This window comes from Roseivirga sp. AWQ4_251, from assembly GCF_056158225.1.
In genome coordinates this window covers 2,532,587-2,548,647 of sequence record NZ_JBSWSW010000001.1, presented here as the reverse complement: position 1 = coordinate 2,548,647, position 16,061 = coordinate 2,532,587, and the positions used below count along the sequence as shown (strand labels likewise).

Annotated in this window: 13 protein-coding genes; 4 read left to right on the top strand and 9 right to left on the bottom strand. The window is 41.1% G+C overall.

Annotation, left to right across the window (positions count from 1 at the left end; genetic code table 11):
- Window positions 1-82 precede the first annotated feature (82 nt).
- Together ACXACJ_RS11060 and ACXACJ_RS11055 are read left to right on the top strand one after the other, a co-directional pair.
- Complete coding sequence (locus ACXACJ_RS11060; RefSeq protein WP_475134427.1) at window positions 83-1,234, top strand: pyridoxal phosphate-dependent aminotransferase; 1,152 nt, start codon at window positions 83-85, stop codon at window positions 1,232-1,234.
- Between the two features lies 1 nt (window position 1,235).
- Window positions 1,236-2,090 carry a prephenate dehydrogenase gene (locus ACXACJ_RS11055; protein ID WP_475134426.1) on the top strand — a complete coding sequence of 285 codons (855 nt, stop codon included), beginning with the start codon at window positions 1,236-1,238 and terminating at the stop codon, window positions 2,088-2,090.
- A gap of 52 nt (window positions 2,091-2,142) precedes the next feature.
- On the opposite strand, the gene dcd is transcribed toward ACXACJ_RS11055, so the two are convergent.
- From dcd to folE, 3 genes are read right to left on the bottom strand one after another with little or no spacing between them, the layout of a single operon-like run.
- Complete coding sequence (dcd, locus tag ACXACJ_RS11050; protein ID WP_475134425.1) at window positions 2,143-2,664, bottom strand: dCTP deaminase; 522 nt, start codon at window positions 2,662-2,664, stop codon at window positions 2,143-2,145.
- Window positions 2,665-2,668: 4 nt separating this feature from the next.
- Window positions 2,669-4,180: a cysteine--tRNA ligase gene (gene cysS, locus ACXACJ_RS11045; RefSeq protein WP_475134424.1), complete on the bottom strand. Its 1,512-nt coding sequence runs from the start codon at window positions 4,178-4,180 to the stop codon at window positions 2,669-2,671.
- The gene (folE, locus tag ACXACJ_RS11040) at window positions 4,177-4,869 is read right to left on the bottom strand and encodes a GTP cyclohydrolase I FolE (RefSeq protein WP_475134423.1); all 693 of its coding nucleotides are present in this window, start codon (window positions 4,867-4,869) and stop codon (window positions 4,177-4,179) included. Before folE ends, cysS begins: the two co-directional genes overlap by 4 nt.
- A 231-nt stretch (window positions 4,870-5,100) precedes the next feature.
- On the opposite strand from folE, the gene ACXACJ_RS11035 reads away from it, so the two are divergent.
- A complete protein-coding gene (locus ACXACJ_RS11035; RefSeq protein WP_475134422.1) occupies window positions 5,101-6,537 on the top strand; it encodes a cation:proton antiporter domain-containing protein in 1,437 nt (478 codons plus the stop codon).
- A gap of 21 nt (window positions 6,538-6,558) precedes the next feature.
- Here ACXACJ_RS11035 and priA read toward each other — a convergent pair whose 3' ends face one another.
- Window positions 6,559-9,066, bottom strand: coding sequence for a replication restart helicase PriA (gene priA / locus ACXACJ_RS11030; protein WP_475134421.1), 2,508 nt, complete (start codon window positions 9,064-9,066; stop codon window positions 6,559-6,561).
- Window positions 9,067-9,163: 97 nt separating this feature from the next.
- A complete protein-coding gene (gene pdeM, locus ACXACJ_RS11025; protein WP_475134420.1) occupies window positions 9,164-9,790 on the bottom strand; it encodes a ligase-associated DNA damage response endonuclease PdeM in 627 nt (208 codons plus the stop codon).
- A 54-nt stretch (window positions 9,791-9,844) separates the two neighbouring features.
- Here pdeM and ACXACJ_RS11020 point away from each other — a divergent pair, with 54 nt between their 5' ends.
- Window positions 9,845-10,276: a DUF2147 domain-containing protein gene (locus tag ACXACJ_RS11020; protein WP_475134419.1), complete on the top strand. Its 432-nt coding sequence runs from the start codon at window positions 9,845-9,847 to the stop codon at window positions 10,274-10,276.
- A gap of 12 nt (window positions 10,277-10,288) precedes the next feature.
- On the opposite strand, the gene ACXACJ_RS11015 is transcribed toward ACXACJ_RS11020, so the two are convergent.
- From ACXACJ_RS11015 to ACXACJ_RS11000, 4 genes are all read right to left on the bottom strand, one after another.
- On the bottom strand, window positions 10,289-10,762 hold the full coding sequence (locus ACXACJ_RS11015) for a GNAT family N-acetyltransferase (protein WP_475134418.1): 474 nt from the start codon (window positions 10,760-10,762) through the stop codon (window positions 10,289-10,291).
- A gap of 116 nt (window positions 10,763-10,878) precedes the next feature.
- Window positions 10,879-11,427 carry a tetratricopeptide repeat protein gene (locus ACXACJ_RS11010; RefSeq protein WP_475134417.1) on the bottom strand — a complete coding sequence of 183 codons (549 nt, stop codon included), beginning with the start codon at window positions 11,425-11,427 and terminating at the stop codon, window positions 10,879-10,881.
- Window position 11,428: 1 nt separating this feature from the next.
- Complete coding sequence (locus ACXACJ_RS11005) at window positions 11,429-12,901, bottom strand: S10 family peptidase (RefSeq protein ID WP_475135084.1); 1,473 nt, start codon at window positions 12,899-12,901, stop codon at window positions 11,429-11,431.
- 26 nt (window positions 12,902-12,927) lie between these two features.
- Window positions 12,928-16,017: a WD40/YVTN/BNR-like repeat-containing protein gene (locus ACXACJ_RS11000; RefSeq protein WP_475134416.1), complete on the bottom strand. Its 3,090-nt coding sequence runs from the start codon at window positions 16,015-16,017 to the stop codon at window positions 12,928-12,930.
- Window positions 16,018-16,061 lie beyond the last annotated feature (44 nt).

The following is a 16,061-nucleotide window of genomic DNA, read 5'->3' as shown; positions in this document are numbered from 1 at the left end:
ATCAAACTTTTCAAGGTAGGTTTTTGCTTCGGTGGTGTACAAAATACTTCCAATCTCCCTAATTCCTTTCGATCTTTAAGTCATGATTATCCAACCTTCACAGCGGCTTAATACGGTTAAAGAGTATTATTTTTCTCAAAAATTGGCGGAAATCCGTCAAATGATTTCAGAAGGAAAACCCGTGCTGAATTTAGGTATCGGTAGCCCCGATGGCATGCCGGCACCTGCTGTTTTAGAGAGTTTAAAAGCGAATGCCGATATGGCCGATGCTCACGGCTATCAGTCTTATGCAGGAATTCCCGAGCTTAAAAAATCCATTGCAGAATGGAATCAGTGGGCTTATGAACTTCAGTTGGATGCCAATTCTGAGATTTTGCCGCTGATTGGTTCCAAAGAAGGGATTACTCATATTTCTCTGGCTTTTTTAGATGAAGGCGATGAAGTTTTGGTTCCCGAATTGGCCTATCCAGCCTATGCTGCTGTGGCGCAAATGGTAAAAGCCAAAGTAATTTATTACCCTTTGGACGAGCAGAATGATTACCAACCGAATTGGGAGTTCTTAGAAAACCTTAATACGGAAAAAGTGAAGCTCATGTGGCTCAATTATCCGCATATGCCAACGGGTTCTCAAGCCAAGCAAAGCACTTTTGAAAAGTTGGTGACTTTGGCTAAAAAGAAGAAATTCTTGCTTTGCCATGATAATCCGTATAGCATGATTTTGCCAAAGGAAAAACCTCTAAGCCTACTTTCTACGGATGGAGCCATGGAAGTTGCTATTGAGTTGAATTCTTTGAGCAAGTCATTCAATATGGCGGGTTGGCGAATGGGTTGGGTCGCTGGCCGTGAAGATTATATCAAAACGATTTTGAAGGTAAAGAGCAATGTAGATTCAGGAATGTTTAAACCCATGATGTTGGCGGCTACCGAGGCCTTAAAACTGAGAGAATCATGGTTTGATGAATTGAACGGAGTTTACCGTGAACGAAGAGAAAAGGCTTATGAACTTCTGGGGAAAATAGGCTGTACTTTTCGGCTAGACCAACAAGGCATGTTTGTTTGGGCACAAATTCCCGAATCATATGCATCTACCACTGATTTAGTGGATGACTTGCTTTACCAGAAAAATCTATTCATTACGCCAGGTGTGATTTTTGGTGATAAGGGCGCCAACTATGTCCGAATTTCTCTTTGTAGTTCAGTTTCTGTTTTAGAAGAAGCCCTTTCAAGAATTTAAGATGAAGATAACACTGGTTGGCGTTGGTTTGATTTCAGGCTCCTTTGCATTGGGTCTGAAGAAATCTTTAGCAGAAACTCTTGAGGTTTGCGGAGTAGATATTAGTGAAAGAGCTTTAGAGAAGGCGAAAGACTTAGGCTTAATCAATATTTCCCGAAATTTGAAGGAAGCTGTGCAATGGGCGGATGTTGTGGTGTTGGGAATTCCTGTAGACGCGCTTACCAAGCTGATTCCCGAAGTTCTGGATTATGCTTCTGAAAAGGCTTTGATTGTCGATTTTGGTTCTACAAAAGAAGCCATTTGTAAGGCTGTTGCTGAGCATCCTAAACGGAGAAGTTTCTTGGCGGCTCACCCGATTGCTGGAACAGAATATTCTGGTCCAGAAGCTGCTTTTGCCGAGCTTTTTGAGCGCAAACGCATGATTATTTGTGAAGAGCAAAACACGGGAGAACCTCAGAAAGAACTTTTCCTTAAGCTTTGTGAAGCACTTCAAATGAGAGTTTCATACATGTCGCCAGCCGAGCATGATTTGCATTTGGCCTTTGTTTCTCATTTGAGCCATATTACCTCTTTTGCTTTAAGCAATGCGGTTATGCGCAAGGAAAGATCCGAAAGGCATATTTTCGAAATGGCGGGTTCTGGTTTTGCTTCCACAGTTCGTTTAGCGAAGAGTTCACCTGATATGTGGGCGCCTATTTTTGTTCAAAACAGAAAGCATTTGTTAGAAGGGCTTTCTACCTATATTGAAGAATTACAGGTATTTCAACAGATGCTTGAAAATGAAGACCAAGAAGGAATGAAAGACTTTATGCAGCGATCGAACCGCATTCGGGAAATTGTTGATAGGATAGGGTAGATAGTTTAAAGTTCATGGTTCAAAAATTATAAACCATGAACTTTGAATGGAATTACTTCTCGAAGTCCTTATAAAGCATACTGGCTTGAATACCCGTATTGTTTTGGTATTTACCTTCTTTATAAGTGTCAAAATCTCCTTCAATGGTGTGGTAGAAAATCTGGCAAATGTCTACTCCGGCATAAATTCTAATAGGCTGAACACAGAAAATTTCCAAAGTCCAAAAACCGTTGAAGCCAATATCGCCAAAGCCCGCGGTTACGTGAATAAACAAGCCCAAACGACCTATTGAACTGCGGCCTTCAAGCATAGGAACAAACTTTGAAGTTTCTGTTTTTTCAATTGTTCTACCCAAATAAAGCTTTCCGGTTTCTAGTAATAAACCTTCTTCAGGAATAATCAATGACTCCACTGGGTTTGGTTTTTTCATGTCCAAAACCGGATTGGAGTACACCATAAGCTCATTATGCAGCTTTAGGTTGTAGCTATTTGGATTGAGTTGTGCTTCGTTGAAAGGCTCAATATTGATGCCTTTGCCCATCTCGCGTTTGATTTCTCTTCCTGAAAGAATCATAAGGTTAATCTATGGTATAAGAGGTTTCGCCTCCTTTTTCGTCTTTTAGTTGAATCCCAACCGATTTTAAATCATCTCTGATTTTATCGGAAAGGGCATAGTTTTTAGAAAACTTGGCTTGTTTTCTTAAGTCGATCAAAACTTGTAATGCACCATCCAAAACATTGTTCTGGTTGTTCGATTCAGTTTCATTTACCAAACCTAGTACATTGTGAATGACACCACGGAAGTGCTTTATCACGTAATCGAAAGTTTCCGAATCAATCACGGCAATTTCCGAAGGGCTTTGATAGTAAGTATTGATTTTTGTGCTGATTTCGAAAAGCGAAGCAATTGCCTTAGCCGTATTGAAATCATCACTCAAATCGTTTAGCACTTGTTCAATAAAGCCTTTCAGTTCAGCCGATTTTTCTTGAGAAACAGCACCTGTACCTGCATCTGCCAGTTTGTCGATTAACTGAACGCTACCCATCAAACGCTTATAGCCTTTTTCAGCAGCCTGTAAGGCTTCGTTGCTAAAATCGAGGGTACTTGCATAATGGCTTTGCAACATAAAGAAGCGAACTGTCATAGGCGTGTAGCCTCTTTCAAGCAGTTTGTGGTTACCTGTAATGAGTTCTTCAGGCGTAAAACCATTGCCTTCGCTCTTGGCCATTTTGCGGCCATTTACAGTTAGCATGTTGCCATGAATCCAATAATTGGCTCCACCAGCATGATGGCATCCTTTGTTCTGGGCAATTTCAGCTTCGTGATGAGGGAATTTCAAGTCCATTCCGCCACCGTGAATATCAAAATTTTGGCCTAAGTATTTGGTGCTCATGGCAGAACATTCCAAATGCCACCCAGGAAAGCCTTCGCTCCAAGGCGATGGCCAATGCATTAAGTGACCGCCTTCAGCTTTTTTCCAAAGTGCGAAATCTAAAGGATCGTTCTTTTGATCCTGACCCGCTAGCTCTCTGGTATTGGAAAGCATATCGTCTACATTTCTGCCAGAAAGCTCTCCGTATTGATGTGTTTCGTTGTATTTTCTTACGTTGAAGTAAACCGATCCGTCTTTTTCGTAAGCAAAGCCATTATCAATGATTTGCTTAATGAATTCGATTTGTTCAATCAAGTGGCCAGTGGCTGTAGGCTCGATGGAAGGAGGTTGGATGTTGAAAACCTGCATTACATCATGGAAACCATTGGTGTATTTTTGAACTACTTCCATAGGTTCAATTTCTTCCAAGCGGGCTTTCTTGGCGATTTTATCTTCGCCTTCATCAGCATCGCCAACCAGGTGACCTACGTCCGTAATGTTGCGAACATAGCGTACTTTATAGCCCAGATATTTAAAATACCTGAAAATTATATCGAAGGAAAGAAAGGTGCGTACGTTACCCAAATGCACATCGCTGTACACGGTAGGGCCACAAACGTACATGCCTACTCGGCCTTCTACTAAAGGTTTAAAAACCTCTTTTTGCTTAGTAAGTGAATTGTAAACAGATATTGGGTATTGATCGATCAGGCTCATTTAAGCTTGTCATTCACGTAGGTTAGGAATTCTTTTTTAATGTTTTCCTCATTGAATTTGCCGCTGTATTCCACAGTTACAGTAGATGAGGTTTGATCTGAAACGCCTCTAGAGCTTATACACATGTGTATAGCATCAATATAAACCGCAACATCTTCCGTATTCAAAGCTTCTTTCAACTCATTCAAAACCTGTAGAGCAAGTCTTTCTTGCACTTGAGGTCTTCTTGCGTAATAATCTACAATACGGTTGATTTTAGAAAGCCCGATAACTCTGCCATTTGGAATGTAGGCCACGTGTGCTTTTCCAACAATTGGCAAAAAGTGATGCTCACAGTTTGAATAAACGGTGATATTTTTTTCTACCAGCATTTGATTGTACTGGTACTTGTTTTCGAAGGTAGACATCGAAGGCTTATTGGCTGGGTTCAACCCTTTGAATAAGTCGTTGATGTAAAGTTTAGCCACTCTTCTAGGCGTTCCTTTCAAACTGTCGTCAGTAAGGTCTAAACCTAGGGTGTGCATTATTTTCTCGAAATGCTCTTGAATGATTTCGATTTTTTCTTCGTTCGAAAGCGCGAAAGCGTCTTCACGCAAAGGCGTTTCTATGGACGTCAAAATGTGATTATCGCCCATTTCTTCTATATCTTTCAATAATTCCTCCGACACTTTACCGTTTTTATTTTCCATCAACTTATCTCAAACAATGAAACGATTATACTGCCCGTAGGCAGAAAAGTTCTGCAAAAGTACAACTAATTGGTTGGCTTTTGAAATTGCATGTTAAAAAGGAAATTTTTAGAAATAAAGTTCGATACAAAGGCTCAAAAAATCGTTGGAAGGGGTAAGAAGATGGCGGAATACTAAAATTTAACCGCTGTGTTTTTTAAACTAAAATTATCTTTTCCCTATTATTAACCCATGAATGCTTACAATTTGGTGATAGCTCTGTCGTGTGTGATCATTTTTTCGCACCTATTTAATATTCTTTCCAAACGAACGAATATACCCAGCGTTATCCTTCTCATTCTTTTAGGAATTGCCATTAAGCTTGGTTTAGACGCTTACGGAATTAATCATGATAAACTCATTTTCAGTACTTTAGAAATTCTGGGAATTGTTGGTTTGATTATGATTGTGCTAGAAGCCGCACTAGATTTAGAGCTTTCCAAAGAAAAATGGCCCATCATATGGAAGTCCTTTTTAGTGGCCATACTCTCGTTGGGCGGTTGTGCTTTCTTGATTTCCTTCATCATCAATCAGTTTTTTGAAGAAGCCTCTCTGATTTCTTTAGTGTACGCCATTCCTCTTTCTATTGTAAGTAGCGCAATTGTAATACCTAGTGTGTCGAGTTTGACAAAGGAGAAAAAGGAATTCATGATTTATGAAAGTACTTTTTCTGACATCCTCGGGATTATGTTTTTCTACTTTCTTACAGGGAATGCAGAAAGCCATCAGGCAGGCGAAGTTGTTTACGGAATTATTGGGAATATCATCATCACCATTATTGTTTCTGTAGCATTCAGCTATGGTTTGGTAGTGCTTTTTCAGCGTATTGAAGGAGAAGTGAAATTGTTTTTGTTGATCGCCTTGCTCATTTTGATCTACGCGATTGGCAAACAAATGCACCTTTCTTCGCTGGTGATTATTCTTACTTTTGGGTTGGTGATTAACAATAGTGAACTGTTTTTTATCGGTAAGCTCAAGGAGTACGTCAAACACGATGTCATAGATAAAATTCTGGACGAGCTCCATCTGGTCACGCGGGAAACGGCCTTTGTGGTCCGGACTTTCTTCTTCGTGGTGTTCGGAACAACCATTAACCTTTCGGCCTTGGTGAATTTAGAAGTGCTTGGCGTAAGTTTAATGATTGTTGCTTCCTTCTTCCTCATTCGATTTATCGTGTTGAAGATCTTCTTCCTGAAAAAGTCAATTTTGCCGGAGTTAATGATAACCCCAAGAGGTTTAATTACGGTTTTGCTGTTTTTCTCTATTCCTGAATCGCTTCAATCAGAACTTTTCAATTCCGATATCATCCTGATCACGATTTTAGCAACTAGCATTATCATGACTTGGGGATTGATTTCTTTCGGTAAAAAGTCTGATGCTCCTGAAGATATGACCGGAGCCAGAAAGATTTCCTATTTCATTGAACGCATGGAGCCGAATTTGAGAAAAGCACCTTCTGTGCGCATTCAGCCAAATACTTCTGTTATTCCTAAAAAAGTAGAGAAGAGAACGCCAGAGCCAGGACTGGATATTAAAATGGATAGAAAAAAGGATGAGAATGAAGGGATAGATGAAAATGGAGACACTCCATCCGATTCAATTACCCCAGATGAAGAACCGAAAGTTTAGTGCGTTTAGGATTAAGCTTGCCTAGTAGGGATCAACATCGGTAACGAATTCTACCTGAGCGTATTCTTTCTTTTTCAGGATTTCCAGATAGGCATTCTGTAGGATGTCTTTTACGGCTTTGATTGAATATTTTCGCTCAACTTTTAGGTAGATATCCATTAGGTACTTATCTCGAATTTTGTTGATTATGGGTTCATGCGGCCCTAAAACTCTGTTTTTCTTAAGGTCTTCTTTTAGAATATTGCCAAGGTATTCAGCAGCTTCCTTAGTCAAAGCTTTGTCTTTGCTGCGAACCAGAATTTTGATCATGCGGCTGTAAGGCGGATAATTGAATTTTTCCCTTTCTTGCATTTCTAGCCTAAAAAAGGTCAGATAATCCTGCTGAGTGATTAATTGCAAAATGCCTTGTTCGGGATCACCCGTTTGAATGACCACCGTTCCTTTTACTGCTCGTCTTCCTGCTCGTCCACTTACCTGAGTTGTTAATTGGTAGGTTCTTTCCAACGAACGGAAATCAGGGAAATGAATCATCCTGTCAATGTCAAAAACGCTGACCAAGCTTACTTTGTCAAAATCCAGCCCCTTACTCACCATTTGCGTTCCTACCAAAATGTCGATTTTCCCTTTTTCGAAATCTTGAATAATGTTCTGATAGGCGTATTTGGTTCGCGTAGTTTCTAAATCCATACGCTGGATTTTAGCTTCAGGAAAGATGAGCTTTAGGTCTTCTTCAATTTTTTCGGTACCAAAACCTACGGTTCGAATGCGATGGCTTCCACAGGCAGGACATTGCACCGGAACGGGTTCTTTATGGCCGCAGTAATGGCAATTGAGCTGATTTTTGTACTGATGGTAAGTTAGGCTTACCGCGCAGCGTGGACATTCGGGAATATAGCCGCAATCATCACAGGTTATGTAATTTGAATAACCTCTTCGGTTTTGAAAAATAATCGCCTGTTCTTTCTTCTCTAAAACCTGATTTATGGCTTCAACCAGAACGGAAGAAAAATTGCCAGTGGCTGTTTTTCGTTTCTTTTCGGTGCGAATATCAGCTACCACCATTTCAGGAAGCTGGGCTTCGCCATAGCGTTTGTCTAAAGTAACAAGGCCATATTTTCCCGAAAGCGCATGAGCATACGATTCTATAGAAGGAGTAGCGGAGCCTAGAATGGTTTTAGCGCCATGTTGATGAGCAAGAAATAAGGCCACATCGCGGGCATGGTAGCGCGGAGCGGGATCGTATTGTTTGTACGAATTTTCGTGCTCTTCATCTACGATGATCAAACCTAAGTCTGCAAAAGGAAGAAATATGGCGCTTCGAACGCCAACAATGAAATCAAACCGGCCTTCTAAAAGCCCCATCCAAACCTCTACGCGCTCATTGTCAGAGAATTTTGAATGGTAAACTCCCATTCGATCACCAAAAACAGCCTTTAACCGATTGACGATTTGAGCAGTTAAGGCAATTTCAGGAAGAAGATAGAGCACTTGGGAGCCATTATCCAGAGCTTCTTGAATCAGCGTAATGTAAATTTCAGTTTTTCCACTGCCTGTGATGCCGTGCAGGAGCACCGTATTTTGATCTTCGAAATGATTCAGGATTTGCTGTTTGGCATCCTCTTGAATTTCCGAAAGGGGAGAAGCTTCAAAGGTTTCTGTTTCTTCTTCAAAGCGAGAAATGATCACTTCGAACTCTTCAAAAACTCGGTTTTTAATCAAAGTATTGAGAGAAGAAGTAGAGAGCCCTGCAGATTTTATAGTGGCTTTGTCCAAGCCATTTAAGTTGGCCTCGGGTTTCTGATATACCGGGATTTCCTGCAAGTATTTCAGTAGAATGTCACTTTGCTTTGGTTTCTTTTCCAATTCGGCAAAGAGCACTTCCAGTCGACTTTCTTCAGTGGCCCATTCTGCTGAAAGCCTGATTTTTTTGATTTTCTTTGGCCTGTACTTTTCCTTCAGTTCTTCATAAATGATAACCACATCTTTTTGAACCAAAGACTTGATGTATTTATAAGCGCTTTTTAAATCGATGATTGTGGCCGCTTCAGGGTAAGTGAGCGAATCGTTATTTTCAAGAGCCTTTAGGATCAACAACTCTCGGTCGTCAAACGGATAATCGCTTTCATTCCAGTCGTTATGCGGATGTAATTGAATGCGAGATTCACTGCTCAACTTGAGCCCAGAAGGCAAGGCCGCGTTTACAACTTCTCCCAAAGTACACATGTAATAATTGCTCATCCATGTCATTACTTTCATTTGGTTGGCCGTAATCACAGGCTCTGAATCCAGTACTTCCAGAATAGGTTTGGGAGCATATACTTCAGGTGGCTGATTGTGGACTTTGGCTACGATGCCAGTAATCACCCTTTTTTTTCCGAATTGAACAATCACTCGAACTCTTTCCGAAATAATGCCCCTGAATTCTGAAGGAATGGCATAAGTGTAGAGCCTAGGAATGGGCACTGGCAAAGCAATGTCTGCAAAGAGTTGGTCGGATTGAGAATCGATATTGAGTTGCTGAGTTGTCAAATTAAATTTGAATATGCTTAAAATTAACGGGTCTTTTGGAGCTTAACGGCTATGATCGGAGATATTTTTTGTCTGCTTGAAAAAGGGATGGCATGGTCTACATTTTAATCACTTTACCTTCCGCCACAACAAAGAGGTTGTCTTCTTGTTTGATTGGGATTTTGGCAGTTCCCGTAAACTGCCCAAAAGCAGGCAGAATTGCATTTTTCTGGCCAAACCAAAAACAAGGCAATTTCAGGCTTTGTCTGCCTTTGCCCGAAAGCCGAACTGAAGGATGAATATGGCCGGCAATATTATATAATTCAGTTTCTTCTGGAATATGCGTAAAACAGAATGGCTCCAAATCGAGTTGTTCACTCAAGGAAAGGTTAGGAATGTGATAATCTTGCGCTGACATTACATCGTGATTTCCCATAATCAGATGAAACTGAAGAGGGGCTTTCGATTTAATCCAGCGTTTGAAAATATTCCAGCCTTGGTTGTGTTCGCTGTGAAAAAGATCGCCTAGAAAGATAACCGCTTGGGGCTGAACCAAATTGATAAGTTTTTCGATGGTATAAATGTCTTTTGAATGCACCAAATCAGAAACGGGAATGCCCGATTTTCTGAAGTGACCAGCCTTTCCTAAATGAATGTCAGCTAAGATTAAAAGCTCCTTATTCTGCCAGTAAAGGGCTTTTTCTGGCAAAAGAATTAATCTTTGTTCAAGAATTTCAAACTCCATTTAATACTAAAGTAGCTAAAGAGGGGTTGAAGGTAGTAAAATCAACGATGAATCATGAGACTGTTTTTTTCTTTCATAACTATAGTTTTTCTCAGTTCGCTAAACTTTGCAAATGATGCCGATGACGTTGTAGGAGTTTGGTGGGCGCATGGGAAAAAAGCCAAAGTGGAAATTTATAAAGCCGATGGAAAATACAATGGCAAGATCATTTGGCTCAAGGAACCCAATAATGATGATGGATCTCCGAAAATCGATAAGCACAACCCGGATGAGTTTTTGAGAGGCAGGCCCATTTTGGGCATGGATTTAATAGAGGGCTTCGAATTTGATGATGGAAAATGGGAAGACGGAAACATTTACGATCCAGAAAGCGGTAAAACCTATGACTGCGTTATGAAGCTCAAGGGCAATAAATTGGACGTTCGGGGTTACATTGGCCTATCCATGTTTGGAAGAACCGTTACTTGGGAAAGGGCTAGTAAATAGTAGCAACATTGTTTAAGTAGATCGCCAGCGAATCTTTACTGAAGACAGCCTATCAATTTCGAGCCTTTCTTCTGGAAGGATTTTAAAGCCATTTTTCAGGTAAAACGATATTGGAGAAGGATAGACTTCTCCATTGTTTTTAACATCTCTGTTGTGGTCTATCGCCCAACCATTCAGCGAAGATTCATGTTTTTTTGCCTCGCCAAGTAGTTTGCTACCAAGGCCGGTTCTTTGTGTAGAGTTATGGATAATCATGGCGAACCATCGTTCATCTTGCCTGTTAAAAGTAACCAGCCATCCAATCAATTTTCCCGATGAATTGAAGGCCAAATAGTGATCTTCTTGCTCTAGTTTATTAAGGTAGTTTTCTAATCCTTCAAGGCTGTTATGTCTTAAATGATCGGGATATTCTGAATTCCAGATATTCAGAATCTCTATTTTCTGATCCGTTGATAGAGCTTTGTGTTTTTGTAATTGGAGTGACATCTGGACGTAACTTATCAGTGAATTTAGATTTTTCCGCCTAAAGTCAAGTGCTGTTTGTTGGAAGAAGCGGATTAAAAATAAAAGAGCGTTTCAGGTCTGTTTGAAACGCTCTTTGTTTAAAGTTCTTGACTTAGACTTTCCAGATGCGAGTCACATTCTTTGACTCCCTCTAGAATGTCACAAGCTTGATAAAGCTCCCGAGCTTTTTTCCAGTAAAGAACCGCATTCGATTTGTCATCGGTGCTTTCTTTCAAAATGGCATAAACGCGAAAGGCATTTGCTTTTTCTAAATCAGCAAATCGAAATCGATTATTGAGTTCAAAAATCTGATTGAAGATGGCCTCTGATTTTTCAAAATCACCAATCATTTGACTGATATCGGCCATTTGCCTCAAAACATTCACATGGCTTTCTTCTAAAAATAGCTTAGCATAAATCACTTCTGCCTTTTCGTAAAACTGATAAGCATCAATAAGCTTACCTTGGTCTCTCAAAATTCTTCCCTTTAGGGTTAAGAATTTAGCTTGGGCTTCTTTCAGTTTTTCCATTTCAGAAACCACTAAAGAACTTTCCACAATTTCTATGGCTTTCTCATGTTCTCCCTGGATTCGAAAAGCCCAAGCTTCTTTGAAATTCTCTACTAACTTTTTCTGATGATCAGACATTTTAGTATTTGGCAGGCGTGCCAGCCGGAGGAATAGATTGCTTTATAAACTCCCGGATGTCGTCATTAGCTTTTGTCAAATCTTCAGCCCTTAAATACATCATGTGTCCACTTCTGTAACCTTTAAAGCTGAAACGGTCTTTCATTTTTCCGCTTGGGTCGATGTGCCACATGTTGTATTTCGCATTGAAATAAGTACAAGCACCATCATAATATCCGCTTTGAATCATTACATGAAGATATGGATTCATAGCCATGGCTTGGCGCAGATTTTCTCCTGTTCTATCGCGCGAGTTATCCCAAGGGTGAACAGGGCCGAACATGTTGTATTTGATGTCGGTTTTGTAGTTCAACTCGTTTTTGAAATAGCTGTTGATGGCAGGGGTGAAGGAATGAAGCCATGAGGTAAGTTCTGAATTGAAATCAGGTCCCATGCCAGCGTCCATTCTGTCTATGCCTTTGTAGCGTGAATCCAAACGGCCTACCGTGAACCCTTCATCGCGCAAAAGGTCTTTCCAGAAGAAATTGTAAGAAATGTCCAGATTGCTCTGTCTCACGATTTTTTCATCTAAGCCAGAATAGCGGGCAAACATGCGAATGGCATCAGATTTTTCGGCCTCGGTTGCGCTATTGCCTTTTACCATAACAGGTAAAAGTTTGTTGAGTGTGTAGGTTTCCACTTCTTCCAAAACCTCAAGCAAATCTTTGCTTTGAAGGTCCGAAGGAAGTTGCTTGTGATACCAAGCGGTAGCCGCATAATATGGCAGACGGTTAGCCACTTCTACTGGGCCGCTTCTGTCAATTCCCAATTCAGTTGGCGATACCAAAATAACGCCATTTAAGTACATCCATTGGTTGTTTTGCAACTCGTAAGCCAAGCCAGAAACCCTTGTAGTTCCGTAGCTTTCGCCAATTAAATATTTAGGTGAATTCCATCTGTTAATTCTAGACACAAAAGTATTGATCCATTCAGCTAAGTAGCGGATGTCTTGGTTTACACCGAAGAAGTTAGAGCCTTTAGCATCTTTGTCTACAATTCTTGAATAACCTGTATTTACAGGGTTCACGAATACGATATCGGCAACATCTAAAATTGAATGGGGGTTTTCTTTAATGCCATAAGGCTGAATTGGATAACCTTCATCATCAATTTTTAGGATTCTCGGGCCTGTGTAAGCAATGTGCATCCAAACAGAAGCCGAGCCTGGACCTCCGTTAAATGAAATAACCAAAGGTCTGCTTTCTTTATCTTTTACATCTGTTCTTTCATAATAGGTGTAAAACAAAGAGGCAATAGGATGGCCATCTTCAGCCCAAACAGGTTGTGTGCCTGCTGTGGCCGTGTATGGGATTTTTTTGCCTTTGATAGTTACTTCGTGATTGGTTACTACGGTTGACTGTACATCTAAAGCTCTACTTTGGGCAAAAACGCCAAAGGAAAGGCAAAGAAGCAGCGCGAGTGTAATGGTTCTCATCATCATGGTTTGGGTTTTGGTTGGTTTTATTTAGCCGTAAATCTGTTGGCCTTACTAACGCTTTTGTTCAATTTCTTAACAGAATTGTTGAGCATTTGCTGTTGTTTAGGCTTCAGTTTTACGAGCATTTCTTTATAGTATTTTAATTGAGCTTCTTGGTCAGCGGTTAATTGGCCAATCCAGCTCTGGGCAGAATAATATAAACCTCTGGTTCTGCTCATTAATTCGTTGTACAAACCGACTACATCATTAATTTCTTCTGCAGCGGCCTTGTCATAATCTACTTTCTTTTTGTCCAAATCTGCCAAATGCCATTGAACAGGGTAAACTATGGCGAGTTCCTTGGTTAAATCTTCATAGAAAGCGGCAATCTCCCAAAGTTTATCGGTCCAGGCCTTACGATCTGTTATATCTATATCCAATCTGTGGTCATCAATTATGTTGAAGGTTTGAGTGTACTCCTTGCCTTTAACAGTCAGCTTCGCGATGTAATTTCCTGGCATTGCTGGTGGGCCACTAAGACCGAAACCTCTTCCTCTGTTCGAAGGAACAGCAGACAGGCTTTCGTAATTCATGTCCCAGCTAACACGTTGAATTCCAGAAGTTGTGTCAGCGCGCAATGTGGAAATCAATTGACCATCAGTGTCGTGAATTGTGAGTGAAATCTCATTTTTCTTCACAGGACTCTTTAAGTAGTAATCGATGATTGCTCCACGTTGAGGATTTTCACCTCTGAAGAACATATCGCCCACATGGGCACCATCGCTGGTGTAGTTAATTCTTTCACCCGTTGGAATTGTGAACAAAGCAGCCTCTTGATTAGCTACATTTGGAGTCAATTCTTGAATGGCATTTAGATTATCCAAAACCCAAAGTCCTCTTCCGTGACTCGCCAATATCAAATCGTTATCCCTTGGGTGAATCGCAATGTCATTGAAAGGCAAGGTTGGCATATTGTTTTTTACCTGAACCCAGTTTTTTCCTCCGTTATTTGAAATGTAGAACCCGAATTCAGTCGCCAAATAAAGTAGGTTAGGGTTTTTAGGGTCTTCACGAAGCGTTCTCACCACTCGGTTAGCCGGTAAGTTCCCTACAACAGATGCCCAAGTTTGACCGCCATCAGTCGTTTTATAGAGGTAATTGGTGAAGTCGTTATTGCGGTAATTGTTGATAGCAACATAAGCTGTTCCTGCATTATGGTTCGAAACTTCAATGGTATTGATCCAAGTTTCTTTTGGCAAACCAGCCAATTTTGAAGTTACATTGGTCCAGGTTTGTCCATCATCGTCAGAAACTTGTAAAAGACCGTCATCGGTTCCTGCATATAAGTGTCCTTGTTTCAATTTATCTTCAGCAATGGCAGTGAGGGTAGGGTAGTATGGAATTCCATCATCCAATGAAGGAGTGTTTTCATTGGCTCTTCTGCCCATGATTTCTAAATCCCTTCGGTTCACTTTTGTAGTTAAATTTCCCAGAGATTTCCACGAATTACCGCCATCTGTACTTTTCCATAGTACGTTTGTGCCCGCGTAAATGGTGTTTGGGTTGTGGTAAGAAAGGAAGAAAGGGCCTTCCCAGTTAGCAGGAGCCATGGCGTTTTCCAAGTCAGGTTCTCGTTCTCCTGGCCCCCAATATTTCCAGTTTCTACGTGCGCCAATAGCGCCTTGTGCATCTCCTGGCCTGATTGATTTTCTCTGGCCTGTATTCAAATCCATTTTGAAAAGTCCCAAATATTGAGATTCACCATACATAACGCCAGCCTCTTCTCTGTGAGGAAGACTTAAAAATCCATCTCCGCCACCAGTTCTTCTCCAGTCGGAATTAAGAATGCCATCACTTCGGTAGGTTTCATTCGGGCCTACCCAGCTACCGTTATCTTGCAAGCCTCCATAGACATTATAAGGAACCGCCATATCGACTGAAACTCTATAGAATTGGCTGACAGGTAAATTGGTAACGAACAGCCAAGTTTTGGCTTGATCGTAAGAAATTCCAATTCCACCATCATCACCTTTGATTACATGGCGCGAATCATTCGGGTTAACCCATAAAATACGGTCGTCACCATGTAGCGACTGCCTTGCTGGGCGAAATGATTTACCTCCATCGGTAGAAAAGCTGAACTGGTTCATCATGTAGATGCGCTTATCATCATTCGGGTCGATAAGTGGCTGACTGGCATACATCGGTCTTGGATTCCAATCGCTCATTAGTGTCCAAGTTTCGCCTTTGTCTTCAGAGCGGTAAAGGCCAGCTCTTCTTTCATTATAAGCAGTGGAGGCATTGTATTGAAAGCCTTGTTCCACAGATGCGTAAACGATATTCGGGTCTTTTTGGTAAATGGCAATCCCGATTCTGCCATATTCACCTTCTGGTAATCCAGTTTTAAGTTCTTTCCAGGTTTTTCCTCCATCTGTGGATTTGTGAAGGCCACTTCCAGGTCCGCCTCCATCAAAACCGTAAGGTCTTCTTCTTCTTTGGTAGGTGGCCGCGTAAACAATATTGGGGTTGGTTGGGTCTAAGGCTACGTCAACAACTCCAGTGTTATCGTCAACATAAATGATTCTTTCCCAGCTTTTTCCTCCGTTTGTAGTTTTGTAAAGGCCACGTTCATTATTGGCTCCCCAAAGGTGGCCCATTGCAGCTACATAAACAGTATTGGTGTCGGTAGGGTGAAGGGCAATTCGGCCAATGTGGTGAGAATCCTTGAGCCCCATGTTTGTCCAAGTTTCTCCGCCATTGGTAGATTTGTAAACTCCGTCTCCCCATGAGTTACTTTGGCGGCTGGCGCGTTCGCCAGTTCCCACCCAAAGAATATTAGGGTGATTTTGATTTAAGGCAATGGCTCCAATGGAGTGAGTGGCTTCATTTTCGAAAACTGGTCTAAAAGTAACGCCATTGTTTTCGGTTTTCCAGATGCCACCTGTAGCTGTAGCCGCATAAAATGTGTACGGATCACTTTCTTGTACTGCTAAATCGACCACGCGACCACTCATGTTGGCTGGGCCAATGGATCTAAGCCGCAAGCCGGCATAAGTGCTGGAATTAACCTGGCTGAGCAACTGAGCTGAACTCAGGAACATCATCAGGGTAATCAATTTGAAAATTCTCTTCATAATAGTTTGGGTTGATGTTGGTGTGTGAAGATAAGCAATATGCT

Coding starts and splice junctions, on each gene's coding strand:
- ACXACJ_RS11060 (WP_475134427.1), top strand. CDS start 83: ATGATTATCCAACCTTCACAGCGGCTTAATACGGTTAAAGAGTATTAT.
- ACXACJ_RS11055 (WP_475134426.1), top strand. CDS start 1,236: ATGAAGATAACACTGGTTGGCGTTGGTTTGATTTCAGGCTCCTTTGCA.
- dcd (WP_475134425.1), bottom strand. CDS start 2,664: ATGATTCTTTCAGGAAGAGAAATCAAACGCGAGATGGGCAAAGGCATC.
- cysS (WP_475134424.1), bottom strand. CDS start 4,180: ATGAGCCTGATCGATCAATACCCAATATCTGTTTACAATTCACTTACT.
- folE (WP_475134423.1), bottom strand. CDS start 4,869: ATGGAAAATAAAAACGGTAAAGTGTCGGAGGAATTATTGAAAGATATA.
- ACXACJ_RS11035 (WP_475134422.1), top strand. CDS start 5,101: ATGAATGCTTACAATTTGGTGATAGCTCTGTCGTGTGTGATCATTTTT.
- pdeM (WP_475134420.1), bottom strand. CDS start 9,790: ATGGAGTTTGAAATTCTTGAACAAAGATTAATTCTTTTGCCAGAAAAA.
- ACXACJ_RS11020 (WP_475134419.1), top strand. CDS start 9,845: ATGAGACTGTTTTTTTCTTTCATAACTATAGTTTTTCTCAGTTCGCTA.
- ACXACJ_RS11015 (WP_475134418.1), bottom strand. CDS start 10,762: ATGTCACTCCAATTACAAAAACACAAAGCTCTATCAACGGATCAGAAA.
- ACXACJ_RS11010 (WP_475134417.1), bottom strand. CDS start 11,427: ATGTCTGATCATCAGAAAAAGTTAGTAGAGAATTTCAAAGAAGCTTGG.
- ACXACJ_RS11005 (WP_475135084.1), bottom strand. CDS start 12,901: ATGAGAACCATTACACTCGCGCTGCTTCTTTGCCTTTCCTTTGGCGTT.
- ACXACJ_RS11000 (WP_475134416.1), bottom strand. CDS start 16,017: ATGAAGAGAATTTTCAAATTGATTACCCTGATGATGTTCCTGAGTTCA.